This is a genomic window from Evansella sp. AB-rgal1, from assembly GCF_041820985.1.
GTDB lineage: Bacteria > Bacillota > Bacilli > Bacillales > Salisediminibacteriaceae > Evansella.
In genome coordinates this window covers 155,789-169,943 of sequence record NZ_JBGUAU010000014.1, presented here as the reverse complement: position 1 = coordinate 169,943, position 14,155 = coordinate 155,789, and the positions used below count along the sequence as shown (strand labels likewise).

The window sequence follows — 14,155 nt, the reverse complement described above, 5'->3', positions numbered from 1 at the left end:
CTAAGTTTTTTTTATGGTTACTAAGTTTAGTTTAAATGATAAAGTAGATGTGTTTTGGTTGTATGGTTGAGTTGGTATCACTGTGAATATCTAAGTCTTTTCTAACCTCAAATAATAAAAGAGCCCAACACAGAGGTCAGGCAGTTTAAGATCACTATTTCTTTTTATTTATCATCTTTGTAATTTTATCCATATTTATCGACTTAGGATCGCTTGTAATTGTCTTTACTAACTCATCTTCCTTTTCTTTTGGTACAGGTTTATTCGCAATGGCAGATACTTTTTGAATAATTTCTCTTACAGTTTTCTCGTCTTTGAAATTAGCATGTTTAACGGAATCTGCTAATTTAAAAACATCCTGCATGTTTACACCAGATGATTTTTCTATATTTTTAAAAAGCTTATCAAAGCTCATGATAAACCTCCTTCCCTAACTAACCTAAAATTCATAGAACAAAGCAACCTTCTTTACTAAAATAGCCACTCTAAGACTTATTGTCACTATATGCTAGTGAATCTAATTTTGATTAGGTGCATGTCCAAAATAGATATACTTTAAAAAAAAAAAGAAAAAACACCACCTAACTTATTGTCGGTGTACCAGTTTTCTGATCACCTTGATAAGCCAAATAGTGCTCTCATGCTTCCTGATTAATTGATAATATGCCAAAAGCCATTCCTCAAAGATAATTGAAGCTAGTTCTAAGGCTAAGCTTGTTTTCCATGACACAACTAGTTATCCACAGTCAAAAAATATAGTTTACGCTTAACACCAAAAAAACACATGTGATTTTTTCCTGTGAAAAATCGCATGTGTTTTTGCTTGTGAATAGCTTGTTTGCACCTCAAGTAAATCTGTTACCCTTTTGAAGATGGTTTCATGTTTAGGAGCAAGTAGCTACATTCTACACCTCAAACCTGTTATTGGCTATTGTTTGTTTAAACCAATAGTAGCTATCTTTCTTCGTCCTCTCAAGCGTATGAAAGTCTACAAACACAATTCCAAATCTCTTACTATACCCTTCGGCCCACTCAAAATTATCTAATAAAGACCAAGTTAAATATCCTTGAATATTTACTCCAGATTCAATAGCACGACTTAAGGATGTTAAGTGTTTTTGTAGGTACTGAATTCTTCCAGTATCTTTCACACTTCCGTCTACTGGCTCTTCATTGTAACAAGATCCATTTTCCGTAATATAGATGGGTAAATTTCCATAGCGTTCCTTTACATAGGTTAATACATGATAAAACCCGTCAGGATATATTGGCCAATTAATATCTGTTCGGTCTAATCCCATATCAACAGTTTCTGAATCAAACAGTCCATTATTTTCTTTATGGCGGCAAACATCACCAGTATAATAATTAATTCCAAGAAAATCGATTGGTTGATGAATTTCCTCTAAATCACCATCCTCAAGGGGCAAAGTAATCCCTTTATTCTTAAACCAATCAATCATAAATTTAGGATATTCTCCTTTAAAAACTGGATCCATGAACCATTCCACAAACCAAGCTACTTCTCGACGGCAAGCATCTATATCTTCCTCTTTGTTACTAAATGGCTCCATCCAAGTAGTATTGGGAGCAAATCCAATTTCTCCATCTATATCAAGTTCTCTAAACTTCTGAACAGCTCTTCCATGGGCAATGAGTAAGTGATGCGATATATTAGTGGCCAACTGTAAATCAGTATTTCCTGGAGCGTGTGCCCCTATAAAATTAGACAAAAAGGATGTGCACCATGGTTCATTTAGTGTGATCCAGTATTTTATTTTTCCGGAAAACTCTCGAAACATGACCTCTGCATACTGAACGAATGCATCGATTGTTGCTCGATTATTCCAACCGCCTTCCTCTTGTAGTGCTTGAGGTAAATCCCAATGATAAAGCGTGCACATGGGTTCGATTCCACTTTCAAGTAATGTATCAACAAACTTGTGGTAGAATTCAATACCTTTCTTATTTATTTCACCTGTTCCATTTGGAAAAATACGTGGCCAAGCTACAGAAAAGCGATAAACATCGACACCAAGTTCCTTTAATAATTCTATATCTTCTTCGTATCTATGATAACTATCACACGCCACATCTCCATTATCACCATTTAAAACCTTACCTGGCGTTTTCGAAAACGTATCCCAGATTGACGGACCTCTTCCATCTTCTTCAGCTGCCCCTTCAATTTGATAAGAAGCTGTTGCTGCTCCCCACTTTATATCTTTTGGAAATTGAATAATCGCCATGAAAAATCCTCCTATACGTACTATTATCTCTCATACACGTAAATTAACCTGCTTCAACATTAGAATTCACTAAAGTACCTACTTCATGTGTTAATAAATTGTTTCGAAGATAGCAAATGAAAATCTCCTTCGAATCAGTAGAGACACATGTTTCCGGCATAGAGCCGAAGAGATTATTATGTCTAAAAAGAGATCTCATTTGTACAGATCCAAGCTCTCTTTCTGCTTAGCCCCACACGATTCTCGAAGAATCAATTCAGGATCTACAAGTATTGATTTTACTTCCATATCTTTAGTTATTAAATCATGCAGCATGTGACCTGCAAGTCTTCCTATCTTTTCCTTATCTTGCTTTACCGTAGTTAATTTTGGTTCGCTAAACCGACATGCTTCAATATCATCACAGCCGATTACTCTTATATCTTGCGGCACTTTTAACCCTTTTGCACGAATTGCTTGTATAGCACCTAAAGCCATCATATCCGATGCTGCATATACCGCAGTTGGATATGCCCCAGTTTCTAGCATTTGATACATTGCATTGTATCCACTCTCCTCAAAGAAATCCCCGTAATGTATCCATTCGTCTCGTATAGTAAAACCAAAACGATTCATACTATATATAAACCCTTTTAATCTCATTTGGGCAATAGGAGAGTCCTTTTTCCCACCTATATATCCAATATCTCGGATGGAATTCATATAGAGATATTCAATTACATTAGCTGATATTTTCTCATTATCTGTCATAACATACGTTGATTTTTTTCCAGTTAATTGAATATCTACGCCAACACAGGGAATATCACTCTGGTCTAATTCATAGATTGCAGACTGGATTTCTTCCCCTGCAATAATTAAACAGCCATCCACATGAAAATGCCTAGCCCTATCAAGATAGTTTTCCAGATTCAAATTGAAATTTTCATTACTAAAAATAAGCAAATCATAACCAAGATTTCCAACCGTTCTCTTAAAATGATTCATGACTTCATTGAAAAATGGATGATTTAAATTTACATTCACTTTTCCTGCATATATAATACCAATCAAATTTGACTTCTTCGTCGCCAATGCTTTCGCTGAAAAGGTCGGTTTATAACCTGTTTCTTCTATTATTTTATTAACCTTATCCTTTGTACTGCTCCCTATCTCACCATAATTATTAATAATTTTTGAAACGGTAGATGGAGAAACCCCTGCCATTCTAGCAATATCTCGTATAGTAAGCTTCATTTTTATCCCTTCTATCATAAATACTTTCATATACTAATAAGAAAAGCACACGGCATCATGTCGACATCCTGTATCCCGACATAAGCAAATGTTCTATCGATAACAAGTGTGATCATTTACTTTTAATGGAACAGGTTATGGACCTTAAGCGAGTAAGTTCTGTTACTAGACATAAGTTCAACAATCTAAACTATCTGCTAACCTTTGAGCAAACTAACTTTTCACCGCGCCTTCTGTCAAACTAGAGATAAATAATCGGTTTAACAACAAGAATACAATGATTAATGGTACAGTTGCCCAAAATGTTCCTGATAAAATCATACCATTGTCGCGCACATAGTTGTCAATTAATCCACGTAATGCAACTTGTATCGTATGTGATGATTGATCTCTAAGTACTACAAGTGGCCATAGAAAGTCGTTCCAAATATACATAAATTTAATGATAGCTAGTGTTGCAAAGGCTGGTATAATCACTGGAACAGATATGTTCCAATAGACTCGAAATGTAGAACAGCCATCTATTTTAGCAGCTTCTACTAATTCATCTGGAACATTACTGCTAATATATTGTCTCATCCAAAATATACCGAATGCATCAATAATCCCTGGTACAATAATCGCTCTTAAATCATTCAACCAGCCTAATCTCGTAATAATAATGTATTGTGGAATTAACCCTAATTGTGGTGGGATCATCATTGTTACTAAAATAAAAATAAAGAAAAATTCTTTCCCTTTAAAATGTAATTTTGCAAAAGCAAATCCTGCTAGAGAGCATAAGAATAATGTTCCTAATGTAGCTAGTGAAGCAACAATGACAGAATTCCAGATAGCACCAAAGAAATCGATTGTATTTATTACATTTGTAAAGTTCGTAACTAATTGTTGACCCGGTATCATTGCAGGGGGAACACTATTTATAGCACTGTTATGGTTCGTCGCCATGACAAACATCCAGTATAACGGAAAGATAGATAGGAAGGCTGCCATAGCGAGTAACAAATAAACCAACAGTTTTGATAAAGAAAACTTTTTAGATATTTTCATTTCACTCATATGCAATACCTCCTATCGAGCAATTCTATTTGCAACAAATACGTTAATGGACGAAATCACAATAATGATCAGGAATAATATGATTGCAGTAGCCGAAGCTGGTCCAAACGCCATGTTTGTGAACGCCTCTCTATATAAGTAAAGAACTACTGTAATCCCTTCCTGGCGGTACGTTCTACCAATAAATATTAACGGTTCTGTAAATAACTGAAGAGCTCCTATTGTAGACGTAAAGACTGTAAATATGATAATAGGTCTAAGAAGAGGAATCGTAATATACTGTATTTTTTGCCGTATTGTAGCTCCATCAATGACAGAAGCTTCGTACAGTTCATTAGGGATGGCTTGAAGACCTGCTAAGTAAATGATCGTGTTATACCCTACCCAACGCCAAAAAACCATTGTAGAAATTGCAACCTTCACTCCCCATTCAGAGGTGCCCCAGCTAATGGGTCCAACATCAAAAATACCTAGTATTGCATTAAACAACCCAAACTCCTGATTATTAAACATAATCCCAAAAACAATTGCTACTGCTACTGTCGAGGTTACGTAAGGCATAAAAATAGATACACGAAAGATACTTTTAAATTTAATCAAAACTGAATTTAATGCGTATGCCAAAATAATTCCTATAATTAACTGTGGCAATGTTCCTAACAGCCACATGATCATCGTATTCGATAGAGCTTTCCAGAAAAGAGGATCGGATAATATTAATTTAAAATTTAGAAATCCTACATATTCCATTTCCCCTAAACCATTCCATTTTTGAAATCCCAGATAAAAGCTAAACAGAATGGGGAATAATCCAAATATTGAAAACAAAAGAAAAAATGGAGAAATATACAAATATCCATTGATAGCATCTTTTTTCTTTTCACTTAGGGATGATCGTTTTGGAGCATATGGATGTTTTTTTACTTGTAACTGTGCCACTTCCCCTTCTCTCCCTTCTTTTAATTTAAGATCACCGAAAGAGTCATATAATTACTTTTTCAGTAACCCTCTAATTTCGAAGGTGTGTCAAAAGGTTACTAGACTCTTTATAACACACCTTCTTCCTCATTCTTATTGTCTACTTAATTGCTGCTCAATTCGTTGTACTGCTGCATCCCACTCCGATTGTGGGTCTGCTCCTTCTATCGCTACGTTCATAATCGCAGTTTCAAGTTCCGTATTAACAGTTCCATAGTTGACACCCATGTAAACTGGAACTACAGATTCGGCTGCTTCTGCTAAAATTCTAGCAGTTTCAGACCCACTGAAATATTCATCTGTTGTAGCTATGAAATCAGCATCTTCATATACACTAGGAGCAGACGGGAATAGTCCCATCCCGTGGAAAGATTTCAATTGTTGCTCAGGAGCTGTTAGCCAAGCGATAAAATCATATGCTTCTTGTGGATGCTTTGACTCTTTTGGAACAGTTAAGAAAGAACCTCCCCAGTTTCCTCCACCTTCTGGAATAGTAGTTAAAGACCATTTACCACTTGCATCTGGAGCGTTTCCTTTTACTACTCCTATCATCCAACCAGGAGCACCTGGCAAAATTGCATACGTACCATCATTCATAGCACTTCCCCATTCTGGAGTCCAAAGAGAGTTTTGACCTATAAGTCCTTCTTGAAGCATTTTCGTAGTAAAGTCATAAGCTTCCTTTACTGTATCCTCTATAATTAATTCATCATCTTCATTAAAGTATTGCTGTGGTTGTTGGTCTCTGATGGCGTTGAAAACTAATGTAGGACTATCTGCAATTGGTTTACCTGTTTTCTCTTTAATCGTTTTAGCAGCTTCATAGAATGCATCCCATGTATTTATTTCACCTGCAAGTGCATCCGGATCTATCGGTAAACCAGCTTCTTCCATGACGTCCGTACGATAGAACATCGTAGTTGGACCTATATCTGTCGGTAATCCTAACTGAAATGATCCATCAACACTTTGTGCTTGTTGCCATTTCCAATCTAAGAAGTTACCACCAACTCCCTCAGCTCCATAATCATTTAAGTTATAAAAACGTTCACTAGCCTCTAAGAATTTAGCTACCTCACTTACTTCAATCATTGCGATATCAGGCGCACCATTACCAGCTGATATCGAAGTGAATAAATTACTATGAACATCATTCATTTCTCCTTCGTTCAGCTTAATAGTCACATTCGGTGCCACATCTTTATACTCTTCAATTAAATCTCCGTATCCAGTGCTACCAAAAACCCAGAAATCAAGCTCGACTTTTTCTCCACTACCGCCACCACTACCATCATTATTACCACTTGCATCTTCATTATTACTGCATGCTGCCATCATGAAAACAATCGATATTACTAACAAAAATGAGTAAAACTTTTTTAGTGACATGATCATTTTTCCCCCTTTAATAATTTGGTTAGACATGCAAACTTGCGGAAATACTCTGATACGTGTGGACCACCTCCTTTAAAAGAGACTGAAACAAATAATGAAACAAACAACGAAACCGGTTTCTTAAACTTCCGAAAAATATAATAACCGTTTCTTTTGTAAACGCTTACTAAAGTGTGTGTAATAAAATAATAGAAAGATTAAAGGAATGATTATAAAATTATGTAAGTACTAGAAGAGTAATATTGTACGAAGACTATGTGAAGTTAGATTTATGTTCCTTTTTCCAGAAACCGCTTTCGTGATAATCATAACTCCAAATCTTGCCAAAGGCAACTATTTTTTTAAAATTCTTTATTTTTTTAAGAAAAGCGCAAGGCTCCCATAATACTTGAGCCATTTCAGCAAGACTGACCGATGCAAAAGAAACTTCTTCCCTTGCTGCCGTTTGCTCTTCTGTTGAAGCTGCAATTTGTTGTGTAGTTATTTATTAGTACTCATATTTATTACTCCTCTGAGTTTCTATGATTCCATCCGAATAGCTACTTCAACCTTGACTAATGGTAAAATCTATAATATATCAATTAATAGATATTATTGTAATCTAATATATAAAAAATTCACCAAACTGTCAGGGACCAGGTCCCCGACAATTTGGTGAATTTTATCATAAAGGAGTTTTTTTATGTTATATTGTCGTGATGAAGTTTTATTCTTAACGAACCAACTCGTAAATATTGAAAGTATTGTTAATACGGAAGGGGAAAAAGAAATTAGTTCTGCTATCCATACACTACTTTCTTCTTATCCATACTTTAAGGAAAATCCAGATCATATTATAAAACAGCAAACAATAAATGATGATCAGGAGAGGTATAACGTTATCGCATTTGTAAAAGGAACGAAAAAACCAAGCAACAAAACAATTGTCTTAATGGGGCACTTGGATACGGTTGGTATTGAAGATTACAATCAATTAAAGGATAAAGCTTGTTTTCCAGAAGTGCTAATGGAGTCACTTCACTCAGAAGATCTTCCACCTACCGTTCACGAACATCTTCAGTCTGAAAACTACTTATTTGGTAGAGGCGTATTAGATATGAAAAGTGGCATTGCTAGTCACTTATATCTTCTAAATTATTACTCGGAACACCCAGAAGAATTAGAGGGGAATCTCGTTGTCGTAGTAGAATGTGACGAAGAAGATGGATCACATGGTATTTTGTCCGCTCTAAAAGAGTTAAAACAACTTCGAGAAGAACATAATTTTGAGTATATAGGGGCAATCAATGCTGATTTTGTATCACCTCGATTCGAAGGAGATGAAAATCGTTATATTTATAAAGGAACTGTCGGTAAGCTTCTCCCATCCTTTTTTATTATAGGTGCAGAAACTCATGTTGGTTCTGCCTTTGAAGGAATTGATCCAAACTTTATCGCCGCCGAGTTAACCAGACAAATTAGCTACAATCCTGAGCTTTGTAATGAAGCGTTTGGCGAAACGACTGTTCCACCTGTGTCATTAAAACAAACAGATTTAAAGCCATCGTATACAGTACAAACTGCTTTAGCTGCTTATGTATATTTCAACTTTTTTATTCATTCATGGTCTCCAAAAGAGGTACTAGAGAAACTAAAAGTACAAGCTGAAATTGCTTTCAATAACGCTCTAACTACGTTCAAAAATAGATACAAAGCATTCAGTGTAGCAAGTGATCAACCTTATGTAGAAGCACCTTGGAAATCAAGAGTAATGACATACGAAGAAATGGATCAACTACTAGTCGACGAACATGGTGAGAGTTACACTCACCATATGGAAAAATTTAAAAACGTATTATTATTAAATAAAGAACTTGATACTAGAATGTTTGCTGCCAGAGTTGTAGAGGAAGCATGGAAATGGATGAGTGACCGAAGTCCAGCAATCATCGTGTTTTATTCTTCTCTCTACTCTCCTAGAATTGATGTTTCAGGGAAAAATACACGTGAGAAAAATTTAATTGAAGCTCTTGAGCATGCAGTTGAGAAAATACAACCAACTTATCAACATCCTATTGTCGTTCGGAATTTCTTTCCATACATCTCTGATATGAGTTTTGTTGCTCTAAGTGATGATGAAGGAGGAATAAATGCGGTATCACAAAACAATCCTGGATGGGGTACAAAGCATTATGTTGAATATAGTGATATTCGTGATATTAATGTTCCTGTTATAAATATCGGACCATACGGGTTTGATGCGCATAAGCAATTTGAGCGAATGGAACTGGATTATTCACTAGAAGTTGTTCCGAACTTAACGAATCTTGTAATTCAATTTCTACTATCTTCAAAATAAATTACAGAAATCCAGAAAATCTATTGGTAATCTTAATGAACAATAAATAAATTTAGTACTAAATATGTATAAAGAACCCAAGTGTCAGTGATGTTTTCACTGGCACTTTTTAAGTCTACTTAGTAAAGCCTCCTTTGTTTTTCAACAAAAACAAAGATCTTTTGCTTTGTTTCACAAAATGATCAAATTAATCTCATACTTCTGTACATGATAATATTTATTTGTTTAAATCTATATATATCAGTTTTACATTGGACACCATTCAATGTTACATGTATGTTATAACATGAAAGTTCATAAAGAATCATCTTTAAAGATTTGACTAAAATTATTATTGTTAGGGGTTATGTCCAGATGAATCATTCCATGACCAGTATTCCCATACCATCTATTTTAAAGATAAATAATGGTGCTGTATATCAATTACACTATATATTGAAGAAGCATCAGTTTTCCAATGCGGTCCTTTTATTCGATGACTTTACCTTTCAACACTATCATGATTCATTAAAGGCTTCCATAACATCCATACCTATTGAAACAATGAAGTTACAAGCGAATTTGGATATAAATGACCTCATAAAAAAAGCGTTTGAAATGGATCGATATGATGTTGTTATATCAATGGGAGGTGGCGCTGTAATTGATTATGGAAAGTATATAGCATTTGCCAGAAGAAGTCCGTTTATAAGTATTCCTACATCCGCTTCTAACGATGGGTTTGCCAGCAGTAACTGTTCTATCCATGTGAATGGGAAAAAGACAACCGTTCCTGCAAAGGTTCCCTATGGTATTATTGCGGACCTAGATATTATTCAGAAGGCACCAGCAAAATTTATTTTAGCTGGTATTGGAGACTTATTATCCAATATTACCGCGCTTACAGATTGGGAATTTGAAGAAAAACATGGTGCTTCAGCTGTGAACGCATTTGCGTTAATGCTTAGCAAAAAAGGAGTCAATAGCTTCATCAGAACACCAATGGATGATATTAAAAATCCAATTTTACTAAAAGAGTTGGTGAGTTCAGCTACGATGGGAGGGATAGCCACTGTGATAAGTGGCAACAGTGCCCCTATCAGTGGATCTGAGCACCTTATCTCTCACGCGCTAGATAAAATATCATGTAAACCAGAAATGCACGGCATTCAAGTGGGAGTAGCAACCTATATTATGGCAAACGTGCAACAGCACAGAGCGGAGCGAATTTATAAAGTATTAAATCGAACTGGATTTTTTCAATATGTAAAAGGAATTGGGTTAAAAAAATCGGAATTTAAGAATGCAATAGAAATAGGACCCTCCATAAAACCAGATCGTTATACGTTTTTACATGAAGAACAATATCGTAAAGTTGCATGGAAGTTTATTGAGGAGGACATTTTACTTCAAGAGATCTTACATTAACACACCAACGAAACTGAAATGGATGCCTCCAACAAAAGCCTAGTGAATATGCTATAGGCACTGGAACAAGAGAAGTGAACTTCACTGTGTTTTCAGTGCCATCATATCCAAACTACTGATATATTCCGTTGCTTATCTTCGTTCCATCAAGTTTATCCCTATTCCCATACATATGACTCCAAACAATATCATAATTGAAAGGGTCTCTCCTAACTCAAACAAGCCGTAATTATACATTGCTACCCCCTTCAAAGCCTCTACTCCATATAAAATAGGCATACCTTGAGAAATAGTGATTAACATTTGATTTGTAACAATTTCAATTGGCCAAAATGCTCCCCCTAACATTGCCATAGATGTTGCAACTATTGGGATTATTGCTTGAAGGTGTTGTGTTGATTTCACTACACCGATTATCAACATTCCTAATGCAACAATTGCAAAGGTATAACTAGCAATTACAAGGAGAATGTAACCAAAATTGTTTCCTAAATCATAAGCGAATACATACTTAAAAAGGAGAAAGACGATAACAATTTGAACATAGCCAATTAAAAAACAGTAAAGTAAATGCCCTAAATATAATTGCCATTTACGAATAGGTGATACAATAAGGCGGCTCCACGTTCCTAAGCGTTTTTCTTCTGCGACATTCATCAGATTAAACATAATAGTATAGATGGAAAAATACAGTGTCATACCGAATAAAATTTGAAGTTGTTCATCATATTCAAAAGATCCACTTTCCCCTTCCAAAGAAGTAGTATCCAAATTAAGAGGACCTGATTGTAAGTAACTATTCACAGTTTCGTGACTCACCCCAAGCTTCTCTAACTCTCGTATTTGAATTTCTTCACTAAATACTTGCTTAACATATCCTTCTAACACATATCGATTAGGATCATCTGTAGCAACCAATAATCGGTAATCACTCTCCATAAGCTTAACAGCTAAGCTTGCGTTACCACTACTAACAGTTTCTCTTGCAACTGTTTCTTCAACTAATTGGAATTCAAATGCCTCTGAAGCATTTAACCTTTCTATCCACTCTTCCGCTATCTCTTCCGACAATAGATAATCAGTAAAAGTTAAAATAGACATCTTTCCTTGCGATTCTCCCCCAGCTAACATATATACAAAGGCAATGGTTAAGATGAAAAAGGTTACGGTCGTTATAGGTGCCCTACGCAATCTTTGCAATTGTAACAAAAACACTGATTTCATTTTTAGAAGGACCTCCTTCTTGGAAAAATCCACACACTACTTGCAATTAAAACAATAGATAATCCTATGATACGACCCATAAATGGTAATATCGAATCAAAAGTAAACCCTTGTTTCCATTGTAAATAAGCCGATAGAGCTGCACCATTTGGCGTCCAATCCCCTATAACACTGACTATTTCTGCCATATTTGCTACCGGAATAAAACTCCCTCCAGTAAATGCAAATATTGTTACAATCCCTCCAGAGAAGACGCTTGAAAATGTTTCGTTATCAAATCGAACTGTTAAAGCTGTTAACACAGCGGTTAATCCACCAACACCTATTGATAAAATTGCTGATATCAGAAGAATTCCTGCCCAAAACATAACATCTACATCTTGAAACGGTCTGAATAATAGAGAAGATGAGGTAAACAAAATAAGTAACTGACAAAATGCTATTATTATTGCAGAAATTATTTTTCCAGATAAATATGATATTGGATGCTTCCCTGAAAGAAGAATTCTATTAAACACCTGTTGTTGTTTTTCCACATATGCCTTACTAGCTAATGTCGAGGCAACATATAGAACAAACATGACAGCTATGGCGAACGTATAATATTCAAATGAAGTAATTGGGTCTTTAGAAGTTACCGTTTCTATCCCTCCAAGTTCAATATCACGTAAATCCCACTCCTCTATGACAATGCCTTCTTCACTCAAAGCTTGTGTCATAGCTGTTTCAAAATTAAGAGCTCTAACAAATTCTTGAATGATGCTTTGAAAGACTTTCGCTTGTAGTGATCCGTAGTCATTTACAGTTACTTGAAGCTCACTACCTCCTCCATCATTTAACAGCATATTTTTTAAGGATAAAAAGGTAAACTCTGTGGGAAATGTTAAAATTGCTGCTATCTCTTCACTGGATAATGCTAACTCCGCCTCTTCCAAATTCATATCAATAATCGTAATCATTTCACGTAATCGTTCATCCTTGAAAACTTGATTTAGCAAAGTATAGGGACTAACCTTAAATGCAACAGACTCTAGTTCAGCTATAACTTCTTCTGAAAAACCTTGATCTCTTTGATCACTAAGAAATTTCTCTATACCAGCCTTTTCATTATCTTGTTGGACAATCGCTACACTTATTTGTAACGGCTCTGGATCACCACTAAATAACCCCCTCAGCGCAAACCCTAATATCGCAATCAGTATAAACGGCATTAGGAGAAGGAGGAGTAACTCCGATCTATCGCGGAGTAATATCAATATATCTTTTTTTAAAAAACTATGCATTGGGTCCTCCCCCTTAATCACGTAATTTTCTGCCAGTAAGATGTAAAAAGACATCCTCTAGAGTGGGAATTTGGACATTTACATTTAATATTTGTGCTTGGTAACGCTCGGCAGCTTGAAATATAGAACTTAAATGTCTACTCCCTTTTGGAACAATTAATTTTAGTCCTTTTTCTGTTTCCGTTGCTTGAAGAATTCCTTCATGCTTCTTTAAATCAGATAGTAACTCTGGGTATGATCGATTTAAATCTATGAAGATAGTTTCCTCCCCTGATAAGATACTTTTCAACTCATCCTTCGTTCCTGAAGCAATGATTCGGCCATGATCCATAATGTATACTCTATCGCATAGCCGCTCCACTTCTTCCATGTAGTGACTTGTATATAATACCGTTAGCCCGCTTTCTTCATTTAAATGACGAACTGTGTCAAGAATATAATTTCGAGATTGTGGATCAATACCTACAGTAGGTTCATCCATAATGAGTATTTCAGGTTCATGTAACATGGCAGCAGCCATGTTAATACGTCGTTGCATACCACCTGAATATGTTTTCACCAAATCCTTTTGACGCTCTTGCAAACCTACTATTTCGAGTACTTCTTGTATCCTTCGTTCTAATGATTTCCCTTTCAATCCATATACTCGCCCAAAAAATTTCATATTTTCATAAGCAGTTAGTTCTTCGTATAGTGCTATTTCCTGTGGAACTACACCTAATACACTACGGATTGTTTCTGGATTCTTCACGACACTTTTTCCATTTAACCTAACATCACCTGACGTTGGTTTTAACAAAGATGAAATCATCGATATAGTGGTAGATTTCCCAGCTCCATTTGGACCTAAAAGACCAATAGATTCCCCCCTATCCATATATAAGTTAATCCCATCCACTGCTACTTTTCCTTTAAATACCTTTTGCAGTTCTTCTGTTTCTAACATGAACCTTACCTCCAATGTGAACAGCGTATTTTACATTCCA

At 35.5% G+C, this 14,155-nt stretch carries 11 protein-coding genes; 2 read left to right on the top strand and 9 right to left on the bottom strand.

Annotated features, from left to right (window positions below; translation table 11 throughout):
* Positions 1 to 154: 154 nt before the first annotated feature.
* The 6 genes from ACERII_RS13795 to ACERII_RS13770 form a co-directional block, all read right to left on the bottom strand.
* On the bottom strand, positions 155 to 415 hold the full coding sequence (locus ACERII_RS13795; RefSeq protein WP_373643037.1) for a stage VI sporulation protein F: 261 nt from the start codon (positions 413 to 415) through the stop codon (positions 155 to 157).
* A gap of 490 nt (positions 416 to 905) precedes the next feature.
* A complete protein-coding gene (locus tag ACERII_RS13790; protein WP_373643036.1) occupies positions 906 to 2,249 on the bottom strand; it encodes a GH1 family beta-glucosidase in 1,344 nt (447 codons plus the stop codon).
* Positions 2,250 to 2,444: 195 nt separating this feature from the next.
* The gene (locus ACERII_RS13785) at positions 2,445 to 3,485 is read right to left on the bottom strand and encodes a LacI family DNA-binding transcriptional regulator (protein WP_373643035.1); all 1,041 of its coding nucleotides are present in this window, start codon (positions 3,483 to 3,485) and stop codon (positions 2,445 to 2,447) included.
* A gap of 213 nt (positions 3,486 to 3,698) precedes the next feature.
* Positions 3,699 to 4,544, bottom strand: coding sequence for a carbohydrate ABC transporter permease (locus ACERII_RS13780; RefSeq protein WP_373643034.1), 846 nt, complete (start codon positions 4,542 to 4,544; stop codon positions 3,699 to 3,701).
* 12 nt (positions 4,545 to 4,556) lie between these two features.
* Entirely contained in the window at positions 4,557 to 5,483 is a 927-nt protein-coding gene (locus tag ACERII_RS13775) for a carbohydrate ABC transporter permease (RefSeq protein WP_373643031.1), read from the bottom strand.
* A 132-nt stretch (positions 5,484 to 5,615) separates the two neighbouring features.
* Entirely contained in the window at positions 5,616 to 6,911 is a 1,296-nt protein-coding gene (locus tag ACERII_RS13770; protein WP_373643030.1) for an extracellular solute-binding protein, read from the bottom strand.
* A gap of 688 nt (positions 6,912 to 7,599) precedes the next feature.
* Between ACERII_RS13770 and ACERII_RS13765 the strand changes: the two genes are divergently transcribed.
* Positions 7,600 to 9,255, top strand: a complete 1,656-nt coding sequence (locus tag ACERII_RS13765) for a M20/M25/M40 family metallo-hydrolase (RefSeq protein WP_373643029.1) — start codon at positions 7,600 to 7,602, stop codon at positions 9,253 to 9,255.
* Positions 9,256 to 9,609: 354 nt separating this feature from the next.
* Positions 9,610 to 10,662, top strand: coding sequence for an iron-containing alcohol dehydrogenase family protein (locus ACERII_RS13760; RefSeq protein ID WP_373643028.1), 1,053 nt, complete (start codon positions 9,610 to 9,612; stop codon positions 10,660 to 10,662).
* 132 nt (positions 10,663 to 10,794) lie between these two features.
* On the opposite strand, the gene ACERII_RS13755 is transcribed toward ACERII_RS13760, so the two are convergent.
* The 3 genes from ACERII_RS13755 to ACERII_RS13745 are packed head-to-tail and all read right to left on the bottom strand — an operon-like array spanning position 10,795 to position 14,115.
* Positions 10,795 to 11,886: an ABC transporter permease gene (locus ACERII_RS13755; RefSeq protein ID WP_373643027.1), complete on the bottom strand. Its 1,092-nt coding sequence runs from the start codon at positions 11,884 to 11,886 to the stop codon at positions 10,795 to 10,797.
* A gap of 2 nt (positions 11,887 to 11,888) precedes the next feature.
* Positions 11,889 to 13,169, bottom strand: a complete 1,281-nt coding sequence (locus ACERII_RS13750; RefSeq protein WP_373643025.1) for an ABC transporter permease — start codon at positions 13,167 to 13,169, stop codon at positions 11,889 to 11,891.
* A 13-nt stretch (positions 13,170 to 13,182) separates the two neighbouring features.
* Positions 13,183 to 14,115: an ABC transporter ATP-binding protein gene (locus ACERII_RS13745; protein WP_373643024.1), complete on the bottom strand. Its 933-nt coding sequence runs from the start codon at positions 14,113 to 14,115 to the stop codon at positions 13,183 to 13,185.
* Between the last annotated feature and the right edge of the window lie 40 nt (positions 14,116 to 14,155).

Bases quoted from the DNA above. Each gene is read 5' to 3' on its own strand.
- ACERII_RS13795 (WP_373643037.1), bottom strand. From the start codon at position 415: ATGAGCTTTGATAAGCTTTTTAAAAATATAGAAAAATCATCTGGTGTA.
- ACERII_RS13790 (WP_373643036.1), bottom strand. From the start codon at position 2,249: ATGGCGATTATTCAATTTCCAAAAGATATAAAGTGGGGAGCAGCAACA.
- ACERII_RS13785 (WP_373643035.1), bottom strand. From the start codon at position 3,485: ATGAAGCTTACTATACGAGATATTGCTAGAATGGCAGGGGTTTCTCCA.
- ACERII_RS13780 (WP_373643034.1), bottom strand. From the start codon at position 4,544: ATGAGTGAAATGAAAATATCTAAAAAGTTTTCTTTATCAAAACTGTTG.
- ACERII_RS13770 (WP_373643030.1), bottom strand. From the start codon at position 6,911: ATGTCACTAAAAAAGTTTTACTCATTTTTGTTAGTAATATCGATTGTT.
- ACERII_RS13765 (WP_373643029.1), top strand. From the start codon at position 7,600: ATGTTATATTGTCGTGATGAAGTTTTATTCTTAACGAACCAACTCGTA.
- ACERII_RS13760 (WP_373643028.1), top strand. From the start codon at position 9,610: ATGAATCATTCCATGACCAGTATTCCCATACCATCTATTTTAAAGATA.
- ACERII_RS13755 (WP_373643027.1), bottom strand. From the start codon at position 11,886: ATGAAATCAGTGTTTTTGTTACAATTGCAAAGATTGCGTAGGGCACCT.
- ACERII_RS13750 (WP_373643025.1), bottom strand. From the start codon at position 13,169: ATGCATAGTTTTTTAAAAAAAGATATATTGATATTACTCCGCGATAGA.
- ACERII_RS13745 (WP_373643024.1), bottom strand. From the start codon at position 14,115: ATGTTAGAAACAGAAGAACTGCAAAAGGTATTTAAAGGAAAAGTAGCA.